This is a genomic window from Nocardia sp. NBC_01730, assembly GCF_035920445.1.
Taxonomy (GTDB): Bacteria; Actinomycetota; Actinomycetes; order Mycobacteriales; family Mycobacteriaceae; genus Nocardia.
In genome coordinates this window covers 7482301-7502579 of record NZ_CP109162.1, presented here as the reverse complement: position 1 = coordinate 7502579, position 20279 = coordinate 7482301, and the positions used below count along the sequence as shown (strand labels likewise).

Below are 20279 nucleotides of genomic sequence, written 5' to 3'. Positions count from 1 at the left end.
AGCGATGGGCGTATGGGTCCCCTTCGCCCTGACCGTCCCGTTCACGCACTTCGACGCCACCGAACTCGACACGGGGCAGGTGACCTGGCTGCGGGAATACCTGCCGTAACCGACGCCACCGGCCGCTGCGGGAATAGCCGGGCACTTCCGCCGGTTGTCTTGGTTGCCATATCCACCAATTTACTGTCAGACTGGGAATCGAGGAGGCATCGTGCAGTTCGGGATTTTCACGGTCGGTGATGTGACGACCGATCCGACCACCGGCCGGACGCCGAGTGAGCACGAGCGCATCACGGCGATGGTGACGATCGCGCGCAAGGCCGAGGAGGTCGGGCTGGACGTGTTCGCCACCGGCGAACACCACAACCCGCCGTTCGTGCCGTCGTCGCCGACGACGATGCTCGGCTACATCGCGGCGCGGACCGAGCGGCTGCAGCTGTCCACCGCGACGACGCTCATCACCACGAACGATCCGGTGAAGATCGCCGAGGACTTCGCGATGCTGCAGCATCTGGCCGAGGGCCGCGTCGACCTGATGCTCGGCCGCGGTAACACCGGACCGGTGTATCCCTGGTTCGGCAAGGACATTCGCGACGGGATCCCGCTGGCGATCGAGAACTACCACCTGCTGCACCGGCTCTGGCGGGAGGACGTGGTCGACTGGGAGGGTAAGTTCCGCACGCCGCTGCAGTCGTTCACCTCGACCCCGCGCCCACTGGACGGCGTGCCGCCTTTCGTCTGGCACGGCTCGATTCGCAGCCCTGATATCGCCGAGCAGGCGGCCTACTACGGCGATGGGTTCTTCGCAAATAACATCTTCTGGCCGAAGGAACACTTCCAACGGCTGATCGCGCTGTACCGGCAGCGGTATGAACACTACGGACACGGCTCGGCCGACCAGGCCATCGTCGGCCTGGGCGGACAGGTGTTCATGCGCAAGAACTCCCAGGACGCGGTCCGCGAGTTCCGCCCCTACTTCGACAACGCGCCGGTGTACGGACACGGACCTTCGCTGGAGGAGTTCACCGAGCAGACACCGCTGACCGTGGGCAGCCCGCAGGAAGTCATCGACAAGACGCTCACCTTCCGCGAGTCGTTCGGCGACTACCAGCGCCAGCTGTTCTTGATGGACCACGCGGGCCTTCCGCTGAAAACGGTACTGGAGCAACTGGATCTACTCGGCGAGGAAGTAGTCCCGGTGCTGCGTAAGGAATTCGACGCGCGGCGACCGGCCCAGGTACCGGACGCGCCGACGCACGCGTCCATGGTTACCGCGCGCGACGCCGCGGTGGAGGCAATCCGATGACCCGCATCGCCGTCGTCTCCGCGGGCCTGTCCCAGCCCTCGTCGACCCGGCTGTTGGCCGATCGGCTGGCCGCGGCCACCGACCGCGCGCTGACAGCGTCCGGCCGGGGCGCGACGTTCGACGTCGTCGAAGTGCGCGGCCACGCCCACGAGTTGGCAAACAACCTGCTGACCGGATTCGCGGCGGGCGGACTGCGGGAGGTGCTCGACACCGTCGGCGCGGCCGACGGCCTGATCGCCGTCACGCCGATCTTCAACGCCTCCTACAGCGGCCTGTTCAAGACGTTCTTCGATGTGCTGGAACCGGATTCGTTCACCGGGATGCCGGTGCTGATCGGCGCGACCGGCGGCTCCTCTCGGCATTCCCTCGCGCTCGAGCACGCCGTGCGACCGATGTTCAGCTACCTGCGCGCGATGGTCGTGCCGACGTCGGTCTACGCGGCATCCGAAGACTGGGCATCGGCGGACGCGGACGGTTTGCGTGCTCGAATCGACCGCGCCGCAGCAGAATTCGCAACAGTGCTCGGCAAAGCTCGGCGCACTTCCGATCCGTCCGAAGACCCGGTACCGTTCGCACAGCTGCTCGGCACCCCCTGACCCTCAACCGGCATCCACAGATCCAACGCACGCGCAAGTAATTGAAATCTCAACTATATGAGGAGAACACTATGACGACCGGAACCACCAACGCCCTGACCGCGGGCACCTGGGCCATCGATCCCACCCACTCCACCCTCGGCTTCTCGGTACGCCACCTGATGGTCAGCAAGGTTCGCGGCCGCTTCACCGACTTCTCCGGCAAGCTGGTCATCGGCGAGGACGGCACCACCTCGGCAGAGGCCGAGATCCGGGTCGACTCGGTCACCACCGACAACGAACAGCGCGATGAACACCTGCGCACCGCGGACTTCTTCCATGCCAAGGACTTCCCAGTAGCCACCTTCAAGTCCACCGGGTTCCGGGTGAACGGCGCCGACTTCGTGGTGGACGGCGAGTTCACCATCCGCGGTGTCACCAAGCCGGTCTCGCTCGACGTCGAGTTCCTGGGCGTCAACCCCGGCATGGGCCACGGCCCGGTCGCGGGATTCGAGGCCAAGACCGTGATCAACCGCCGTGACTTCGGCATCACCATCGACATGCCGCTGCCCGACGGCGGCGCGGTGATCGGCGACAAGATCACGCTGAGCCTCGAGGTCGAGGTCGGCTTGCAGTCCTGACCAGCCAAAGGTTCCCGCAGGCGTTCGTTCTCCTGCGGGAACGTCCTTTTCGGTCAGAACAAGGTCATCGGTTCGGTCGGCGTCGGCTCGGGGAGCGGATCGAGCTCGGGCAGCCGCGCACGAACCTCGTCGTGAAAACGGCGGGCCAGGCCCAATGCCTCGGCGTTGTCCGGAGTGTGCAAGAACACCGTCGGCGACCTGCCTTCGCACAGCCATTCGGTGACCACGCCGACCCACTGTTGCCAGCCCTCGACAGTCCGTGCGATGTCGTCACGCCCGTGATACCGCACGATCGGATATTCCGTCAGCGCGCGCGTCCGGCGCGGCAGGCGTGGCTTCTTCGCCGCCGCTTCCTGCTCGCCCGCGCTGGTGGGCGGACCATCGAAAAGCACTGTGGTATCGAACGGTATCCACTCGGCGCCGACTCGCGACAGCACGTATTCGAGCCTGCGCGCTGCCTGCTCGTCGGCGAAGAAGGCGGGGTGCCGGACCTCTACCGCGGGCCGGTAGGCGGCAGGCAGCCGCCGCAGGAATCCGGCGAGCGCACCGAGATCGGTCGGGCCGAACGAGCTGGGCAGCTGGACCCACAACGCGTGGATGCGCTCGCCGAGCGGCTCCATCGAGGTGCGGAACGACCGCAGTGCTTCGTCGGCGCCGATCAACCTGCGCTCGTGTGTGATCGGCTTGGGCAGCTTGATCACGAATCGGAATTCGGGATCGGACTGAGCGGCCCACGATTCCACCGTGCGAGGCGACGGCGTCGCGTAGAACGTCGTATTGCCCTCGACCGCGTTGCACCACGTGGCGTACCAGCGCAGCCGCTCCCCCTGTGCGAGCTGCCGCCCTTGCCATGCCGCGTGCGTCCACATCGCACATCCCACATGAAGCCGCATACTTTCGACGCTAACGCAGGCAGCCGACACGAGCGGATTCGCACGACACCCACACCTCGCCGGATCCGTAGCCCAACGACCTGCCAGCGGCTCGGACCGCGGCACAGCCGATGGTCAGACGATTGCAGCATCACCCCGACTTCTGACGAAACTTGTCGCACAGCAATAGAATCGGCATGACCGACGAGGACGACGTATGACGCAACCAGCGCCACACCACAACGATGCCGGGATCCGCTCTTTCCTCGGTATGGGCCGCATGGCCACGCTTGCCGGAATCAACTACCACACCCTTCTGCGCTGGCGCCACTGCGGACCGGTGTGGGTGCCTTCGCCGGACATCCAGGTCGGCCGCTGGCCAGGGTGGTCGCAACCGTGTGTCCAGCACTGGATCGCACTGGACCACACGCCGTTCGGCAGGCCCGAATGCCGGCGCTTCGCGGACACCGCCGAGATGCGCCGTGCGTACCGGGTCAACTGGATCACGCTGTGGCTGTGCATCGGCGACGGAACTATCCCCGCGCCGGTCGTGTGGGTGGACGGCCGACCCGGCTGGCGGCGCTGACGCCCGACAACCCCACCGCATCCACCGCGACGTCCTTCGCCCGCTACGGATGCACTCGGGCTCCTGCGAGTCGGCGCGGTGCGTGATCACCAACCCCGGTGACACCGATGCCCGAATTGCCCGAGATACTCGAGATATCACTGAAGCAAGGAGAAATACCGCTGTGTCCGCACGATTAGACCCCCAATACCGCACCCGAGCAGTGGCTTCGCTCGGCGATACCGAGATCGACGTCCTCGTTATCGGCGGCGGCGTGGTCGGCGCGGGCGCCGCTCTCGACGCCGCCTCCCGCGGCCTGACCGTGACCCTGGTGGAGGCCAGGGATTTCGCGGCGGGCACCTCGAGCCGCTCCAGCAAGCTCATCCACGGCGGCCTGCGCTACCTGGAGCAGCTCGACTTCTGGCTGGTGCGTGAGGCGTTGCGGGAGCGCCGCCTGCTGCTGCACAGCCTCGCACCGCACCTGGTGCGGCCGGTGCCGTTCCTGCTGCCGCTGCGACATCGGGTGTGGGAACGCGCCTACATCGGTGCGGGTGTCGCGCTGTACGACACCATCGGCGGCGCCCGCGCACTGCCCATGCACCGACACCTGTCCCGCACGCGCGCACTGGAATCGGCGCCCGCGCTGCGCCCCGACGCGCTGACCGGCGCCATCCGCTACTTCGACGCCCAAGTCGACGACGCCCGCCACACCATGATGCTCGCGCGCACCGCGGCCCAGCACGGCGCGACGGTGCTGACGCGCACCAAGGTGACCGGCCTGCTGCGCGACAGCGAGCGGGTCGTCGGCGCGGACGTCACCGATCTGGAGACCGGCCGGGTGCACACCATCCGCGCGCGCCGGGTGATCAGCGCGACCGGCGTCTGGACCGACGAGATGAACCGGATGACCGGCGTCGAATTCCCGTTCCACGTCCGTATGTCCAAGGGTGTGCACATCCTGGTTCCGCGCGAGCGCCTCGACCTGGACACGGGGCTGATCACGCGCACCGAGAAGAGCGTGCTGTTCGTCATTCCGTGGGACCGGCACTGGATCATCGGCACCACCGACACGGACTGGTCGCTGGACCGGGACCACCCGACCGCCAGCGACGCCGACGTGCAGTACCTGCTCGACCACGTCAACCGGGTGCTGCGTGAGCCGCTGACCCGCGACGACATCGTCGGCACCTACGCGGGGCTGCGCCCGCTGCTGTCCGGTGCGTCGGCCGATACCGCGACGCTGTCACGGGAGCACGCGGTCGCCGAGCCCGCACCGGGCCTGTTCGTGATCGCGGGCGGCAAGTACACCACCTATCGCGTGATGGCCGCCGACGTGGTGGATGCGGCGGTCGAGGGGCTCGGCCGGGCGGTCGACCCGTCGGTGACCGAGCGCCTGCCGATTCTCGGCGCGGTGGGCTACCACGAACTCGCCGCCGACGTGGACAGCCTCGCGCAGCGCCGCGGGCTGCCGAAGGCGACGGTCGAACGCCTGCTCGGCCGCTACGGCTCGGCGATCGCCGACCTGTTCGACCTGATCGCTGACGAGCCCGAACTGGCCGAGCCGCTGACCGGGGCGCCCGGCTACCTCGGCGCCGAAGCCGTGTACGCGGTGACCCATGAGGGCGCCCTGCACCTGGACGACGTGCTCACCCGCCGCACCCGCATCTCCATCGAGGCCGCGGACCGTGGACTGGCCGCCGCACCCGCGGTGGCCTGGCTCGTCGGCGCTCGCCTCAGCTGGGACGCCGCGGACACGGACCGCGAGATCACCCGCTACCGCGACCGGGTGCACGCCGAACTGGCCGCCAACCAGGCGGCCGACGACGAGTCCGCGAACGCGGCCCGGCTGGTCGCCGTCGCCTGAACCCGCCCACCTGGCGCCGACCGTGTTCTTGCCCGGCCACGACCCGCAGGGTTGACCTCAACCCCGGTTCAGGATGGACCATGGAGACCATGACACGTCCCGCCGAATTCTGGAACACCGTCTACGACAACGACACCGCACCATGGGTGATCGGCGCACCACAGCCCGCCATCGTCGCGCTCGAACGTGACGGATGGATCAGGGGACGGGTGCTCGACCCCGGTTCCGGTGCGGGCGAACACACGATTCTGTTGACGAGACTCGGTTACGACGTACTAGGTGTCGACATGTCGCCCAGCGCCGTCGCCTACGCCCGTGCCAATGCCGCCGAACAGAAGATCCCCACCGCCGTATTCGAGGTGGCCGACGCGCTCGCGCTCGGCGACCGTCCGGACTTCGCCGGTGATCCGCCCGGCTCCGCACCCGCGTTCGACACCATCGTGGACAGCGCCCTGTTCCATGTTTTCGGCAGCGAGGACGAGGCGCGAGCTGCCTATGTCCGCAGTCTGCACGCGATCTGCAAGCCGGGCGGCGCGGTCCATATCCTCGCTCTCTCGGATACCGAACCAGGGTTCGGCCCACGGATCAGCGACTCGGTGATCCGGGACTCCTTTCGCGACGGCTGGGAAGTCGAGGACCTGCGGCCTACGCGCTACCGCGGGCGGATCACCGACGTCGTGGCCCAGGAAGCAGCCCAACTGGACGTCTCCGAGTCCGGCCTGGTCGACGTCGCTGCCTGGCTGGCCAGGATTCGCCGCAACTAGCCCGCGCGGGCGCCGTCCGCGCCCCCATCCCACATCCCGCAGGCGCGACAACCCTGCTGCCGTCGACCGGAACCGGCAGGAATCGAAGTAGAACGGCGCCGATTCCACGATCGCTCAGACCGTTCCTGTGGAGCGGCTGGGAACCTGCCGTGAGCCTCTGTCGCAGGCGTTTCACTGCTTGGGTGACCGGTAAACTACGGCCCGGGACAGTACGAGGGTGCGCTATGGGTAGCGCACGGCGAACACAGGAGAATTCATGGCGACCCCCCGCTTCCGATCCGGTGTCATCGCGGGGTTCGCCTTGGTGATGGCGCTCGTCGTGGCGGCGTGCTCGTCCTCGTCGACACCGAAACCCGCGCCGGGCGCCACCGGCCCGGCGGCCGCGCCCATCGCCATCACGCCGGGGTCCGGCGGCGAGAACGTCGATCCGCTCGCGCCGGTCCAGGTGAGCGCGACCGACGGCATGCTGACCTCGGTCGCGATGACGAACGAACAGGGCAAGGCGGTCGACGGCATCCTGACCCCGGACAAGACGACCTGGAAGCCCGTCGAACCCCTCGGCTACGGACACACCTACACCGTCACCGCCGAGGGGCTCACCATCACCGGCAGGATCGGTCCCACCAGCTCTACGTTCGCCACGCTGAAGCCTAACAACCAGACCAAGGTGTACCTGACAACCACCGGCGGCACGCCGCTGGCCGATGGCGGCACGTTCGGCGTCGGCACCGTCGTGGTGGCCCACTTCGACGAGGACATCCCCGACCACACCGCCGCCGAGAAGCGGCTCTCGGTGACCACCGACCCGCCGGTCGAAGGCTCCTGGTACTGGCTGGACGATCGCAACGCCCACTGGCGCCCGAAGGAGTATTACGCCCCGGGCACCAAGGTCGCCGTCGCGGCGAACATCTACGGCCAGGAACTCGGCCATGGCCTCTACGGCCAGGAGGACACCAAGACCACGTTCGCCATCGGCGCCTCGCACGTCTCGATCGCCGACGACAACACCAAGCAGATCCAGGTCTTCGAGAACGGCAAGCTGATTCGCACGATGCCGACCTCGATGGGCATGGGCGGTCGCGAAGTGATCGCGGGCAAGACGCTCACCTTCTGGACCCAGCCCGGTGTCTACACCGTGATGGACAAAGCCAATCCGGTGATCATGGACTCCTCTACCTACGGCCTGCCGATCAACTCCCGCCTCGGCTACAAGGAGGCCATCGGCTGGGCAACCCGGATCAGCACCGACGGCATCTACCTGCATCAGCTCGACTCCACCATCTGGGCCCAGGGCAACACCGACGTCTCGCACGGTTGTCTCAACCTCAGCGGCGAGAACGCCCAGTGGTTCTTCACCTTTGCCGTCCCCGGTGACGTGGTGGAGATCCGCAACACCGGCGGCGCCCCACTCGAGGTCTGGCAGAACGGCGACTGGGGTCTGCCGTGGGACCAGTGGGTGCAGGGCAGCGCGCTGCGCTAGCGACTTATACGCCGCAGCACAGGGTGGGGCGGAAGCTCAGCCGCGCCCGGTCCACGGTGATCGGTGAGCCATGCCCACATCCTATTGCGGCTCCGCCGGACCCTCGCTCAGGAGACCTGCTCGTCGGCGCCAAGCGGCTGCTGGAACCCCGGGCCCGCCGTGGCGTCGACGTCACGCGGGTCGAGTGGTTCGCGGCAGTGGTCGCAGACCAGCACCGGCGAGGTGGCGTGCCCGCACGGGCGGTGTTCGAGGACGACCGGCGGACCCTCCGGTCCGATCAGATGGTTGTCTCCCCAGACCATCATCGCGATGACGATCGGATACAGGTCGCGCCCCGCCGCGGTGAGGCGGTAGTCGACGCGGCCGCCCCCGTGGTCGGTGCGGGTGAGGATGCCCGCGTCGATCAGCATGCGCAGGCGGCTGGTGAGCAGGTTGCGATTGGTGATGCCGATATCGCGGGCGAAATCGCTGAATCGGTGTACGCCGAAGAACGCCTCGGCGATGAGCAGAATGGTCCACCGGTCGCCGAGCACGCCGTTGATCTGCACCGCGACCGCGCGAATGCCGACGCCGAGCGGTAACACTATCGCGACCGCGACGTGCGAGCGCGGGCCAGACCGTCGCGCCGAACCGTGGGTACTGTCGAGTCGAGGGCGATGGTGCGGTGCAAGGAGCGATCCGATGGAACGAGAACGGATGCCGGCCAGGAGAACCGCTGCACAGAGCGACGACGACACCATCCCTTTTGCCAGGATCAGCGCGCCACCGCGCGCCGCCGCACCCCGCCACCGCCGCACCGACGCCCGTCGTCACCCCGGAACCGAGCGGCACCGGCGAACCCTGCGCGCGGCCCGCATCGCGACCCGGCTGGTCGCGGCGGCCTCCGCCCTCGGGATCCTGGCCGGAAGCGGCTTCGCCTGGTCCGCCAAGACCGACTTCGACCACGGGTTCACCCGCACCGACGCGATCGGCGCGGACGCGCCCCGCTCCCTCGGCGGCGACCTGAACATCCTGCTGATCGGCCTTGACACCCGCAAGGACCAGAACGGCGACGATCTGCCGAAGACGATCCTCGACCAGTTGCACGCAGGCGATGGCGAAGAGGGCGGCTACAACGCGAATTCGCTGATCCTGCTGCATATTCCGGCGGACATGAAGAAGATCGTTGCGTTCTCCATTCCGCGTGACGACTACGTCCCCGTCTCCGGCATCCCCGGCTACGACCACGCCAAGATCAAAGAGGCGTACGGCCTGAAGAAGGCCGCCACCCAGGCCAAGCTGATCGCCTCGGGAGAGAAGGATCAGGTCACCTTGGAACGCGAGGGCCGGGAGGCCGGACGCGCGTCTATCGTGTCGACCGTGCGCAACCTGGTCGGCGTCCCGATCGACCGCTTCGCCGAGATCTCGCTGGCCGGGTTCTACGACCTCGCCACGACACTCGGCGGCGTGGACGTCTGCCTGAACCACGCCGTGGACGACAGCTACTACTCGGGTGCCACCTTCCCGGCCGGACCGCAGCATCTCGACGGCTCCGAGGCGCTGGCGTTCGTCCGGCAGCGCCACGGCCTGGAAAACGGCGACCTCGACCGCACCCACCGCCAGCAGGCGTTCCTCACTTCGGTGGCCAAGTCGCTGCAGGATTCCGGGACGCTGACCAATATCGGCAAGCTCTCCCAGCTGATGGACGTGGCGCATCGCGACGTCGTGCTCTCCGACGACTGGAACCTGCTCGACTTCGCACGCGAACTGGGCACGGCGGGGGCGATGTCGGTCGAGTTCCGCACGCTGCCGGTGCTGCGCTACGACAACATCGACGGCCAGGACGTCAATATCGTCGACGCGGCGGCCATCAAGAAGGAGGTGCGCGCCGCGTTCGACGTCGACCAGCCGCAGCCTACCTCGGTGCGCGTGCCGACCAGCATCGTCGATGTACACAACGCCAGCCACGTCGCAGGCCGGGCCGGCAAGCTCTCCTCCGCGCTGGCCGGCCGCGGCTACCAGCAGGGCACCGTGGCCAACGCCACCTACGCCGACGGCTCCACCACCACGATCACCTACGGCACCGGCGCCGAGACCGACGCCACCCAGCTGGCCGACGTCCTCGGCGGATTCACTGTCACCGCGTCACCCGACGTCCCGGCCGGCCACGTCAAGATCGTCCTCGGAAGCGACTTCTCCATGCCCGCCGAATTCGACTCGACCTCTGCGGACACCGCATCCACGCCGAGCGGTTCCGCTCCGCCGACGCCCGACGCGGGCAAGCCGGTCACCACCACCATCGGCAACACGGTGCCCTGCGTGAACTAGCGGACCGCATGCTCTGATCCGTGCGCTATTCGACGACGGCCTTGATCCGATTCAGCGTCTCCCGCATCCCCTCGACGTTCGTCTTGCCGCGGGTCCATCCGGCCAGCAGCCAGTACAGCCGCAGAACCGGGTTGCTGTGCAGCTGGAACGACTCGGTCACCTCGGTGCCGCCCTCGACGGGCTCGAAGACGTAGCGCCAAAAACGGTGAACGCGAACTCGCGCTCGCTCGGCGCGATGGCCGACTTGGTTCTCGCCAGCCTGGTGGTGGTCTTGTGCAGAAAGTCGCGCCGCCGTTCGGCGACCCGCAGGTGCAGCCGGGCCACACGCTCGCGGGCCCTTGCCCGGTTGTTGGAGTCGGGTTCGGATCGGGCCAGTTTCCGGTTGACTCGCTTCAACGCGCGTTGCGCGGCTTTCAGCGGTTTGGGGCCATGGATGCCTTCGGTGGCGCCATCGCTGCTGGTAATGACGGCGAATGTCGCAAGCCCCAGGTCGATTCCGCATTTCGGAGCATCGGCAGACACTCGGTGGCGGATATTGATGTCGGTGCGGTCGATCGCGAGTTGGCAGGAGATCCACCACCTTCCGGCCTGTTCCCGGACCGTCGCCCCGAGGATGCGGGCGCGGCCGTCAGCCGGAGGTTCTCCACCACCCGCGACAGCCCGCAGTGCCGACCCATCACGATGGCTTGTTCCGGGGTGGGGGCGAGTTCGAACCGCCCCCCTGCTTATGGCTCACACGCAGTCCCCTCGGGCCGCCGCCAGGAGGTCACGGCGCGCCGATACCCGCCGTGGACGCCGGGCGGTCGCGGTGCACCGGGCCGTGGGCGTCGTCGCAGTGGTCGTCCAGCACCGGCAGCAGGCGCTGCGGGTCGGCGGCTGGTGCCGCATCGATGACATGACTGTGGTCGACCTGCAAGGTGGTGTGGGTGATGTCGTAGTCGTGATCGAGCAGCCGCTCGATCCGCTGACGCAATCCGTGGCAGTCCGCGCCGGCCCGGACCAGCACGTGCGCCGACAGCGCGATGTCACCGGAGGTGATCTGCCAGACGTGCAGGTCGTGCACCTCATCGACGCCGTCGATCTCGACCAGCCGGTGCCCGAGCACGTCCGGATCGACGCCCGCGGGCGCCGCCTCCAGGAAGATCCGGCCGGATTCGCGCACCAGCCCGAGCCCCGCCTTGACCATCAGCGCGACCACGATCAGCGTGGCGATCGCATCCGCTCTGGCGAATCCGGTAAACAGCACGACGAGTCCGGCCACGGCGGTCGCGATGAATCCGTACAGATCGTTGAGCACGTGCTGGAAGGCGCCCTCAACGTTGAGGCTGGACCGGTTCGCCTTGCTGATCGCCCACGTGGCCGCGATATTGACCACGATGCCGACCAGCGCGGTCACCACCACGAGCCCGCCGGTCACCTCCGGCGGCTCGAGCAGACGCCGGACGGCCTCGTAGGTCAGCCAGCCGGCAAGCACGAGCAGCGTGATGCCGTTCGCCTGCGCCGACAGGATCTCGGCGCGTTTGTAACCGTAGGTGTACTTGCCGCGCGCGGGACGGGCGGCGAGTCGGATGGCGCCGAGCGCCAGCACGATCGAAGCGGCGTCGGTGAGCATGTGCGCCGCGTCGGACAGCAGCGCCAGTGAGTTGGCCAGCAGACCGACCACGACCTCGACCACCATAAAGCCGCCGATCAGCACCAGCGCTACGGTCAGCCACCTCCGGTCGGCATCGACGGACACCCCGTGTCCGTGTGTGTGATCATGCTCGTGCTCATGTCCCATCGACCCAGCCCGCTTTCATCTCGGTGACGTATGCGCATATCTGCATCTGTTACGACAGCTTAGCTCACCCTGAGCGGTCCGCAGCATCCCCATAGAGTGACCTGGATCACTCCTACTATCCAGCCGTTTCACTCGCAACGCGACACGCGCCCACCAGCGGACTCGACTGATCGACAAGGTCGGAACTCAACCGCATGAATGAGCACCTACCCATCGGTCAGCCGAACACGGCGTGCACCGCCGCATAGGACGCGAGGGTTGTGCCCAGCCCGGCGACAACGCTGACCACGACGTTCATCGCGGCATAGAAATAGGCGCCACGTTCGGCCAACCGCACGGTTTCGTAGCTGAAGGTGCTGTAGGTGGTCAGCGCGCCGCAGAAGCCGGTGCCGAGCAGAACGAACAGTGGCGTCGACAACGCGCTCCCCGCGCCGGTGAGGCCGCCGAGCACGAGGCATCCGACCAGATTGACGACGAAGGTGCCCCACGGGAACAGGACGTCCCAGCGGTTCTGCACCGCCCGGTCGGTGAGATAGCGGAGCGGCGCCCCGATCGCGCCGCCGAGGACGACCAGCAACACGATCACGCCGACCCCTCCCGCGCGTGGTGCAGGCGCTCGTACCAGGCCCGGGTGACCCACATCGCCGCGAGCGTGGCGAGCAGGGCGCAGATCAGCGTGCCCGCCAGGTAGCCGAACGCGACGGCGATCGTGCCGGGCCGCAGCAGGTCGCGGATCTCGCTGACGTAGGTGGAGAAGGTGGTGAACCCGCCGAGCACGCCAACGCCGAGGAATAGACGGACCAGCGGATGCGCCGCCCAGATCTCGGTGACCGCGACCATGAGCACGCCGATCAGAAAGCAGCCGGTGACATTGGTGAGGAACGTGGCCCACGGCACATGGCCGTGCCGGGCGGGCAACCACTGCGCGAGACCGTAGCGAGCCAGCGCGCCGAAGGCACCACCCGCTGCCACGACCAGCAGCACGGTGCCGTGGGTGCGCCAGAGTTGCCAGCGGTGTGCCGGCCCTCGCGCGGCGATGTCGGCGTCGATCGTTTCTTCGGTCGGTTCACCAGGCACGGATGTCTCCTACACGAACGTTGCGGTTCGAATAGGGACTGTCGGCGGCGGTCTGCCGCGGTTGTTCCGGGTATCGGAGCGGCGAGCCCCACCGCCGCGTTGCGGCAAGGATAGTCCACTCGGGAGCGCGATCGGAGACACGGACGGGGCTGCGACGGCCGAATTCCGGAGTCGAGGTGTCCCGATGCGCTGACTGGTGATCGGGCTAGCCGTTGCCGCCGTGGGCGACTAGGACCGAGCAGTCGGCATGCCGGGCGGCCTTCTCCGCGGTGCTGCCGATGAAACGACCCCAGATACCGGAATGCCCGCTCCGTCCCAGAACCAAAAGGTCGGCGGCGTGGTCGGCCGCGGAGGTGGCCAGTTCTCGCGCCGCTTGCCCGGCCCGGATCTCCGCATGCACCTCGATGCCCCGCTTTCCGGCGGCCTCGGCGGCCGTGCTCAGCCACCGGCGGCAGGCGAGCTCCCCGATCGAACGCTCATCCTCTATTTCGCCGACCACCGGACCGTAGTGCGGCAGATACTCTTCGACAGCGACTACGACGAGCGCGGAGTGGTGCACCGCCGCCAGTTCGAGCGCCATCTCCAAGGCGGCCCGGGCGCCGGGCGAGTCGTCGTATCCCACCACGATCCGCTGGAACACCCCTCCATTGTGATCCCTCGCCGACAGCTGAACCAGCATTCGGCCGATGCCGAGCGATTCATTCCGCCGTTTCCTGTGCCGCCGGCACTTCGGTGGCCGCGGGCTCGCCGGAGCGAATCGCGCCCCCGAGGTAGCCCGACCCACTCGATGGCGGTTTCGCTGCCCGCCCAGTGGATCGCGCGGACCAATCATCTACGGCCCACGCGGCGACCACCAGGAACGGGAAACCGAGCAGCCTGCGAACTCACAGGGTCCGGCGGACGTCCACGGGGCGGGAGAAGGTCGCCAGGTCGTCGCCAGCCGAGAACACGCTCCGCCGCCCTGCGAACAGGACGACGGCCCGATCCGCCTCCGTCCGGTCCAGCGACGCGGCGATGCCGCGAATCATGTTCCCGGACATCACGTTCGCTTGCCGTCGTCCAGCGTGATCGCGGCGATGCCGCCGTCGAGTCGATAGGTGACATGTCCGGTCATGAGAACCTCCGTTGGTGCGGCTCTCCTGAGCCGCACGCTACTGGCCGGACTCGACCGTACTGTCGCCGAGTACCAGGCGAGATGTCGCTGTGGCATCGATGAGAAACAGCACCGCCGGATGTCGCGATAGACGACAGAAGCGATGATGTCGAAGGAGACCGGCGCACTGGCCTCGGGCTGGCGTCTGGGAGGAGCTCAGGTGGAGGAATCGACATGACCACGGCAATCGTCATCCGTCCGCTGGCTCCGAGTGAGGAGATCTTCGCCAACAGCGAAGTCTTCGTCGGCTATTCGGTTCGAGTAACGGGCCGGTTGAACCTGGCCGCGCTGGCGGCAGCGTTCGAGGCGGTTGTTCGCGCTCGCCCGATCCTCGGCGCCCGCTTGGAGCCGGATGGACAGGGCGGACACGTCCTGCTCGAATCGCCAGGCGCGCCACCGGAGATCTCGGTCGCCGAGGGAGATCCGGAACGGTTGCTGGCCGGCGCGCGGCTGGATCAGCGCAGAACGCTCTGCGCGCTGTGCGTCGTGCGTGATGGCGACAATGCGGGCGTCACGCTGGTCACCCACCACAGCATCGCGGATGCCTGTCATTCGCTGGCCGTGTTCGCCGAGCTCTGGTCCAGCTACGCCGATCTGGCCAGGGGCCGCGCACCCGAGCTGGAGCCGCATGGTTACCCGAGTTCGGTGGAGGAACTGCTGACCGTGCGCGGCATCGAAAAGTTCGATACACCCGCAATGCCGCCCCGGCCCACTGCGGAGGCCCGAACTCCCTGCGGCCCAGATGATCCCGGCTATCTACTGCCCCGCACGGCACGATGCAGGCTGACGAGAGCGCAGACTGCGGCGCTGGCCGAACTGGGGCACCGGGAGAACACCACGATCAATGGGCTCGCCTCCGCCGCGATCTTGCTGACCGAGGCCGAGCTGCGTGAGCTACCCCTGTCCGAGCTGAGCTACACCTATTCCGTCGACCTGCGTACCCGCGTGGCGCAGCGGATCGGCATGACCGAGGGCACCAACGTCCTCGGCTTCGCGAACTTCGTCCCCGCTCCTGGGGCAGGCACGCTCGTCGGCTTGGCCCGCGGCATCAGCGACTCCCTGTGCGCCGAACTCGCGGCAGGTGTCGTGCAGCAGACCCCACTGCACATTCCGGATATCGCGGGCGGACCCCCGCCGTCCGCGCCGGGAATCGTCCTCGCCACCAACTGGGGTCGCGTGCGACGACCCCAGGTCCCGGATGACCTACGGGTCAACGACTTCCGCTCGATCATGCTGGGAAAGCCCGACAAGACCGGACACCGGCTGCAGCAGCCCAGCGGAACCATCATCATCAGCACCTTCGACGACCGGCTGAGCATCGAGATCCACCATCCCGAGGAGACCACCATCCAGCAGCGGGCCCGAGTCCGACTACTCACTTCGCACCTCTCCGCGTGCAGCGCCTTGGGCGCCCAGTAATCCGACCACCGCCTGACAGGCACAGCCGGACGAAGTCCGACCACAACCCTGCGCCGGGCCGAGCCAAGGCGAGGCAGCCGCTGATAGGCAGAGCCGGACGAAGTCCGACTACAGCCCTGCGCCGGGCCGAGCGAATGCGAGGCAGCCGCTGATAGGCAGAGCCGGACGAAGTCCGACTACAGCCCTGCGCCGGGCCGAGCGAATGCGAGGCAGCCGCCTATTCTGCCAGGACGGCGGCAGTGAGGTTTGGGTGATGGTGCGGACGATCGGAACAACGGCGCAGCGACGGTGGGAAGAGCACGCGAGCTGGCGCGGGGCGGTCCAGCTCGCGGAACTCCCTGGTGGCCAACAGGTTTGGGTGATCTCGGGATACAACGAGGTGACCGCGCTACTCGCCGACGAACGGCTGAGCCTGGACAAACGGCACTCCGGCGGCGGGTACGCGGGCTTCGCGCTGCCGCCCGCGCTGGACCGCAACCTGCTGAACATGGACGGTGACGAGCACGGCAGGATCAGACGGCTCGCGGTGCCCGCGTTCTCGCGACGCTCGACCGAGAGCCTCGAGCTCGTGGTGCGCCGGATCGCCGACGAGACATTCGCCGCGCTGGCCGAGTCCGCGGGCGAGACGGTAGACCTGTTGGACCGGTTGTGCGTTCCGGTTCCCGCGTTGGTCATCGGCGACTTGCTCGGCGTGCCCGCCGATCTCCATCCCGGCCTTCGGGATGCCGCGACGGCCATGGTGACCTTCGACGCGGCGTCGAAGGAGTCCGGCAGGCGGCTCGGCTCGGCGATCGGCTGGTTGACCACGACCTTCACTGCGCTGATCGACGCGAAGCGCGCCGAGGCCGGCGACGATTTGCTCAGCGGATGGATCCGCGCCGCCGACGACGAGACGCTCACCGGTGATGAACTCGTCTCGCTCGCCTTCCTGATGATGCTGGCCGGTCTGGAGAACGCGGTACACCTGTGTGGCAACCTGATCGCCGCGCTGCTCGGCTCAGGAGGCATCACCGCGACCGATTGGGCCGCCCGCCGTCGCGACCTGATGGAACGGGCGAACCCGCTGCCGTTCGCCATCCGCCGCTTCGCGGTAACCGATCTGACCGTCGGCGGCCACACCATCCCTCGCGGTGACACCGTCTTGCTCTCGGTGTTCGGCGCCGACTCCGATCCCGCCCGCGCGGGAAGGCCGAGCCTCATGTTCGGCCGTGGCCCGCACTACTGCCTGGGCGCGCGAACCGCCGACCTCATCGTGGACGCCGTCGTACCGGAATTCTTCGCGCGGCACCCGCGGGCGCGACTCGCCGTCCCGCCAGCCGAGTCGGCCTACCGAAACTCTTGGCGTGCACACGGTCTGGTCGCACTTCCGGTGGTCCTCGACGCATGACCCGGCAACATATTCGACTGTGACACGGCGCACAATATGATGTCCGGGACAGGCGGCTTGTGGTTCCCGATGACAATTTCGACACGTGAGCCTTCGCTCAGGTGAAGGCCTTCTCGGGCCAACGACGCGCGGGCCGCGAGCGCTTCTGAGCAGGCTCGTCGGCTGTCCGGTTCCTCACCGGTACTCCGATGCCGGAAAGGGACCGGACGGCCGCCATCGGATCCGCCGCCGGCGTCTGCGGGCGCACTCGATCGGAACGGACACCGAGGATCGGCCGCGTAGTGCCCGGGTCGCACAGTACGCTTGGCGATGAATCATGGCGCGGCAGCGACAGACTGGGATCCGGGAGGGGAACAGTGGATACGCTCAGGCTCGACCCGGCGGCGGTGGCCGCCTACACCGCGATCGCGGACGCGGTGTCCAGACAATTGGCGTCGGCGGCGGCGGTCGCGTCCGACGCGGTGAATCCCGACCAGCTGACCGCCGATCTCGGCCTCGTGGGCGCGGAATTCGCGGCACGGTTCGCTACGGCCGTGTCCGAACACGCGCAGGCGTTGTCGACCGCGGGACAGCTGGTCGGCGCCTACGGGCAGGTCCTGCGCGATTACAGCGCGAAAGCACAAGACGCCGACGCAGACACCGCGGGCGCCATCGACCAGGCGGGGGAGGCACTGGCATGAGAAGCCTGATGGGACTGCGGAAACGCGCACAGGCCACGCAGACCTCCGCCGAGACCGCCAGGCCGCTGAGCGCCGATCCGAGCGTCGACCCACCGATCGTGGCCGCGCTGGTGCGCCCGCTGCTGGCGTTACGTTCCTCGCTCGGCACCGGCGTCGGCATTCCGAACGAGACCGCGACCAGCGCCTTGTCGTCCGCGTCCACCAAGGCGGCCGATACCGAGGGCCCGCATCGCGACGGCCTCCATGCGCTGGAGTCGACCTGGACCTCGCGCGCCGCCGACGCCGCGGTGCCCGCACTGCGCACGACGCAGACCCAGATCGGCGACATCTCCGACCGGGGCCCGGCCTACCTGTCCGTGCTCACCGACGCGCACGCCACCTCCGGGCGCGCGGCGCAGCGCGTCGACCAGATCATCGCGGAATTCCGGCGCGACGCGCGCGAGATCCTCGGCAACGCGACCACCGCCCCGGACACCGACGCCGTCATCACACGCGCCACCCAGGCGCTGCGCGACGCCCTCGCCACGGTTACGAACGCGCGATCGGAGATGGACGACCACACCAGAAAGCTGGATGGCATGGGACCGCTCACGGTCACCACACCGGCGGGGGTGGCGCAGGGGCAAGCCGGCCAACCCGGCGCCGCAGGACAATTCGTGCCCGGCACCGCAGCGCAGGGGACCGGGCAGCCGATGGACCCGGCGCTGGCCGCGCAGCTCCAATTGCAGCAGCAGCTCATCTCCGCGGGGGTGCAGATCGGCACCGCGGGCATCAGCGCGGGCGTCGACATCGGCACGCACATCATCGACAAGATCGCCGAGGTCGGCCTACACACCATCGACACCGTTGCGGCGTCGGCGGACAAGGCCATTTCCGAGGCGATCCACCCCGGCTCCACCACCCATGACGACAGCTCGAAGAGCTCGCCCAACTCCTCGAAACTGTTCGACTTCGGCGGTGGGGCGCAGGACAGCAAACCCGGGACGTCGACCGGTCCCGGCGCGTCCACTTCCGCGCCCACCGCGAAGTCGGACGCGCCGAAGCCGCAGAGCAGGCCCATTCCCGGGACGGGGCCGTTTGCCGAATCCGCCCCGGCGCCTGCCACCCGCCCGGACCAGCAGGCCCGCCCGGGACCCGCAGGCGGCATGGTGATTCCGCCGACGCCGCCCCCGACCGGGACCGACCAGGAGCACAAACCCCGCGGCGGCCAGCTCGGCGTGACCGTGCCGTCCATGGCGACCGCCGTCGTGCCTGTGCTGGGCGAATTCGACGATGACGCCCCCTGACCGGGAGCATCCGAGTCAGGGCGCGGCCCAGAGCAATCCGTTCGACACGGGTCTGCCGATGCTGCGCACGCCCGCGGGCAAGGGGTCGAAGCGCCGACGCCCACCCGGCCGCCGCAGACCGGTCCGTCGCCGCGAACCGGAACTCGATCTTCCCCCACCGGAACTCGACCTTCCCGAACCGTCACCGCCGGACAAGGCGAGTGCGAGGCCGCGATTCGGGGAGTGGGAGGAGTGGCTCGAACCTGCGGCCCCGAGCGAGGAGCTGCCCGACCCACCCGTCGAACAGAACCGGCATATGCCCGCCCTCGATGACGAACCACCGAAGGCCGAAGACAACGCCGTCCAAGTGCCTACGATCGTCAACCGATCCGGAATCCACCCCGGCACTCCGGTTCGCCGTCCCCGGCGAACGGATCAGCAACGCAACAATCGTCCGCTGGCGGTCCTGATCGTGCTCGGGGTCGTGGTCGCGGCCGTCTCGATCGCGCTGACCATCCTCTACGGTTCCGGATCGAATTCGCGCACGACCGCGGCGAGTTCACCCGCGCGTGCATCGGGTTCCACGCAAATCACCTCGGCGACAACGACATGGGCCAGACCACCGTGGGCCATCGCGACGCCCGGCTGCGAGCAGCGGCGCACCGCCGACATCATCTCCGGCACCGACCCCGGCGGCACCGGCAACGGCCCCGACGCCATCCTGGCCTTCGAGTACGCCTACTACGCCGAGCGCTCCGGGTACCGAGCCCGCGCGGTGGTCGCCCCGGACGCGGCGGTCGCGCCCGCCGAGCAGATCCAACGCGGCATCAATCAGGTGCCTGCCGGCACCCGCTACTGCGTGCTGATCACCCGCGCCGGGGACGGCGCCGACGGGCAGGCGCGGTGGGAGGTCCGGTTGACCCAGCAGTTCCCGGATGAGCAGCCGAGCACGTTCACACAGATCGTCACCACCCGGACGGGCTCGAGCCAGACTCTGATCACCGGTATCGCGCCGGGCTGAGGTTCGGTGGGTTGTCTCCGAGAGTTCTCGTTCGGCGCCTGCCCCGCTAAGAAGCCACATCGGTGGCGTATCGAAGTAGCTCAGCCGGGCTGACAGCAGGCTAGGGCAGTGTCTGCGACAAGA

22 protein-coding genes are annotated in these 20279 nt (G+C 68.2%); 13 read left to right on the top strand and 9 right to left on the bottom strand.

Annotated elements, in window-relative coordinates:
- Positions 1–211: 211 nt before the first annotated feature.
- The 3 genes from OHB12_RS31140 (at position 212) to OHB12_RS31130 (ending at position 2522) form a co-directional block, all read left to right on the top strand.
- Positions 212–1306, top strand: a complete 1095-nt coding sequence (locus OHB12_RS31140) for an LLM class flavin-dependent oxidoreductase (protein ID WP_327113313.1) — start codon at positions 212–214, stop codon at positions 1304–1306.
- On the top strand, positions 1303–1902 hold the full coding sequence (locus tag OHB12_RS31135; RefSeq protein ID WP_327113311.1) for an FMN reductase: 600 nt from the start codon (positions 1303–1305) through the stop codon (positions 1900–1902). Before OHB12_RS31140 ends, OHB12_RS31135 begins: the two co-directional genes overlap by 4 nt.
- 71 nt (positions 1903–1973) lie before the next feature.
- Positions 1974–2522, top strand: a complete 549-nt coding sequence (locus OHB12_RS31130; RefSeq protein ID WP_327113309.1) for a YceI family protein — start codon at positions 1974–1976, stop codon at positions 2520–2522.
- Positions 2523–2575: 53 nt separating this feature from the next.
- Here the strand turns inward: OHB12_RS31130 and OHB12_RS31125 are convergent, their stop codons facing one another.
- Positions 2576–3391 (bottom strand): DUF72 domain-containing protein, encoded by an 816-nt coding sequence (locus tag OHB12_RS31125; RefSeq protein ID WP_327113307.1) that lies wholly within the window; start codon positions 3389–3391, stop codon positions 2576–2578.
- Positions 3392–3611: 220 nt separating this feature from the next.
- Between OHB12_RS31125 and OHB12_RS31120 the strand changes: the two genes are divergently transcribed.
- The 4 genes from OHB12_RS31120 (at position 3612) to OHB12_RS31105 (ending at position 8067) form a co-directional block, all read left to right on the top strand.
- A complete protein-coding gene (locus OHB12_RS31120) occupies positions 3612–3980 on the top strand; it encodes a hypothetical protein (RefSeq protein ID WP_327113305.1) in 369 nt (122 codons plus the stop codon).
- A 163-nt stretch (positions 3981–4143) separates the two neighbouring features.
- Entirely contained in the window at positions 4144–5823 is a 1680-nt protein-coding gene (glpD, locus tag OHB12_RS31115; protein WP_327113303.1) for a glycerol-3-phosphate dehydrogenase, read from the top strand.
- An 89-nt stretch (positions 5824–5912) separates the two neighbouring features.
- Complete coding sequence (locus OHB12_RS31110; protein ID WP_442800152.1) at positions 5913–6587, top strand: class I SAM-dependent methyltransferase; 675 nt, start codon at positions 5913–5915, stop codon at positions 6585–6587.
- Positions 6588–6843: 256 nt separating this feature from the next.
- A complete protein-coding gene (locus tag OHB12_RS31105) occupies positions 6844–8067 on the top strand; it encodes a L,D-transpeptidase (protein WP_327113300.1) in 1224 nt (407 codons plus the stop codon).
- A 107-nt stretch (positions 8068–8174) separates the two neighbouring features.
- Here OHB12_RS31105 and OHB12_RS31100 read toward each other — a convergent pair whose 3' ends face one another.
- Positions 8175–8651, bottom strand: coding sequence for a winged helix-turn-helix transcriptional regulator (locus OHB12_RS31100; RefSeq protein WP_327113298.1), 477 nt, complete (start codon positions 8649–8651; stop codon positions 8175–8177).
- A 97-nt stretch (positions 8652–8748) separates the two neighbouring features.
- Between OHB12_RS31100 and OHB12_RS31095 the strand changes: the two genes are divergently transcribed.
- The gene (locus OHB12_RS31095) at positions 8749–10374 is read left to right on the top strand and encodes an LCP family protein (RefSeq protein WP_327113296.1); all 1626 of its coding nucleotides are present in this window, start codon (positions 8749–8751) and stop codon (positions 10372–10374) included.
- Between the two features lie 25 nt (positions 10375–10399).
- Here the strand turns inward: OHB12_RS31095 and OHB12_RS31090 are convergent, their stop codons facing one another.
- The 7 genes from OHB12_RS31090 to OHB12_RS31060 all read right to left on the bottom strand — a co-directional run bounded on the left by OHB12_RS31090 (position 10400) and on the right by OHB12_RS31060 (position 14271).
- Entirely contained in the window at positions 10400–10534 is a 135-nt protein-coding gene (locus tag OHB12_RS31090) for a hypothetical protein (RefSeq protein ID WP_327113294.1), read from the bottom strand.
- Entirely contained in the window at positions 10531–10896 is a 366-nt protein-coding gene (locus OHB12_RS31085) for a transposase (protein WP_327113292.1), read from the bottom strand. Before OHB12_RS31085 ends, OHB12_RS31090 begins: the two co-directional genes overlap by 4 nt.
- A 244-nt stretch (positions 10897–11140) precedes the next feature.
- Positions 11141–12154 (bottom strand): cation diffusion facilitator family transporter, encoded by a 1014-nt coding sequence (locus OHB12_RS31080; protein WP_327113290.1) that lies wholly within the window; start codon positions 12152–12154, stop codon positions 11141–11143.
- Between the two features lie 217 nt (positions 12155–12371).
- Entirely contained in the window at positions 12372–12740 is a 369-nt protein-coding gene (crcB, locus tag OHB12_RS31075; protein WP_327113288.1) for a fluoride efflux transporter CrcB, read from the bottom strand.
- Entirely contained in the window at positions 12737–13231 is a 495-nt protein-coding gene (gene crcB, locus OHB12_RS31070; RefSeq protein WP_327113286.1) for a fluoride efflux transporter CrcB, read from the bottom strand. Before crcB (OHB12_RS31070) ends, crcB (OHB12_RS31075) begins: the two co-directional genes overlap by 4 nt.
- A 205-nt stretch (positions 13232–13436) precedes the next feature.
- Positions 13437–13910 (bottom strand): universal stress protein, encoded by a 474-nt coding sequence (locus OHB12_RS31065; RefSeq protein ID WP_327113284.1) that lies wholly within the window; start codon positions 13908–13910, stop codon positions 13437–13439.
- A gap of 205 nt (positions 13911–14115) precedes the next feature.
- Entirely contained in the window at positions 14116–14271 is a 156-nt protein-coding gene (locus OHB12_RS31060; protein WP_327113282.1) for a hypothetical protein, read from the bottom strand.
- 287 nt (positions 14272–14558) lie between these two features.
- On the opposite strand from OHB12_RS31060, the gene OHB12_RS31055 reads away from it, so the two are divergent.
- The 5 genes from OHB12_RS31055 (at position 14559) to OHB12_RS31035 (ending at position 20156) form a co-directional block, all read left to right on the top strand.
- Positions 14559–15803 carry a phthiocerol/phthiodiolone dimycocerosyl transferase family protein gene (locus OHB12_RS31055; protein ID WP_327113280.1) on the top strand — a complete coding sequence of 415 codons (1245 nt, stop codon included), beginning with the start codon at positions 14559–14561 and terminating at the stop codon, positions 15801–15803.
- A gap of 253 nt (positions 15804–16056) precedes the next feature.
- Positions 16057–17190: a cytochrome P450 gene (locus OHB12_RS31050; RefSeq protein ID WP_327113278.1), complete on the top strand. Its 1134-nt coding sequence runs from the start codon at positions 16057–16059 to the stop codon at positions 17188–17190.
- Between the two features lie 356 nt (positions 17191–17546).
- Complete coding sequence (locus OHB12_RS31045) at positions 17547–17870, top strand: hypothetical protein (protein ID WP_327113276.1); 324 nt, start codon at positions 17547–17549, stop codon at positions 17868–17870.
- Positions 17871–17878: 8 nt separating this feature from the next.
- Complete coding sequence (locus tag OHB12_RS31040) at positions 17879–19156, top strand: hypothetical protein (RefSeq protein WP_327113274.1); 1278 nt, start codon at positions 17879–17881, stop codon at positions 19154–19156.
- Positions 19143–20156 carry a hypothetical protein gene (locus OHB12_RS31035; protein WP_327113273.1) on the top strand — a complete coding sequence of 338 codons (1014 nt, stop codon included), beginning with the start codon at positions 19143–19145 and terminating at the stop codon, positions 20154–20156. The genes OHB12_RS31040 and OHB12_RS31035 overlap by 14 nt, the downstream gene beginning before the upstream one ends.
- Positions 20157–20279: the final 123 nt, after the last annotated feature.

What these genes read in the sequence shown, in the direction of transcription:
- OHB12_RS31095 (WP_327113296.1), top strand. Translation starts at nt 8,749, where the DNA reads ATGGAACGAGAACGGATGCCGGCCAGGAGAACCGCTGCACAGAGCGAC.
- OHB12_RS31055 (WP_327113280.1), top strand. Translation starts at nt 14,559, where the DNA reads ATGACCACGGCAATCGTCATCCGTCCGCTGGCTCCGAGTGAGGAGATC.
- OHB12_RS31040 (WP_327113274.1), top strand. Translation starts at nt 17,879, where the DNA reads ATGGGACTGCGGAAACGCGCACAGGCCACGCAGACCTCCGCCGAGACC.
- OHB12_RS31120 (WP_327113305.1), top strand. Translation starts at nt 3,612, where the DNA reads ATGACGCAACCAGCGCCACACCACAACGATGCCGGGATCCGCTCTTTC.
- OHB12_RS31110 (WP_442800152.1), top strand. Translation starts at nt 5,913, where the DNA reads ATGACACGTCCCGCCGAATTCTGGAACACCGTCTACGACAACGACACC.
- OHB12_RS31035 (WP_327113273.1), top strand. Translation starts at nt 19,143, where the DNA reads ATGACGCCCCCTGACCGGGAGCATCCGAGTCAGGGCGCGGCCCAGAGC.
- OHB12_RS31060 (WP_327113282.1), bottom strand. Translation starts at nt 14,271, where the DNA reads ATGTCCGGGAACATGATTCGCGGCATCGCCGCGTCGCTGGACCGGACG.
- OHB12_RS31125 (WP_327113307.1), bottom strand. Translation starts at nt 3,391, where the DNA reads ATGTGGACGCACGCGGCATGGCAAGGGCGGCAGCTCGCACAGGGGGAG.
- OHB12_RS31135 (WP_327113311.1), top strand. Translation starts at nt 1,303, where the DNA reads ATGACCCGCATCGCCGTCGTCTCCGCGGGCCTGTCCCAGCCCTCGTCG.
- OHB12_RS31065 (WP_327113284.1), bottom strand. Translation starts at nt 13,910, where the DNA reads ATGCTGGTTCAGCTGTCGGCGAGGGATCACAATGGAGGGGTGTTCCAG.
- OHB12_RS31130 (WP_327113309.1), top strand. Translation starts at nt 1,974, where the DNA reads ATGACGACCGGAACCACCAACGCCCTGACCGCGGGCACCTGGGCCATC.
- OHB12_RS31105 (WP_327113300.1), top strand. Translation starts at nt 6,844, where the DNA reads ATGGCGACCCCCCGCTTCCGATCCGGTGTCATCGCGGGGTTCGCCTTG.
- OHB12_RS31050 (WP_327113278.1), top strand. Translation starts at nt 16,057, where the DNA reads ATGGTGCGGACGATCGGAACAACGGCGCAGCGACGGTGGGAAGAGCAC.
- OHB12_RS31080 (WP_327113290.1), bottom strand. Translation starts at nt 12,154, where the DNA reads ATGGGACATGAGCACGAGCATGATCACACACACGGACACGGGGTGTCC.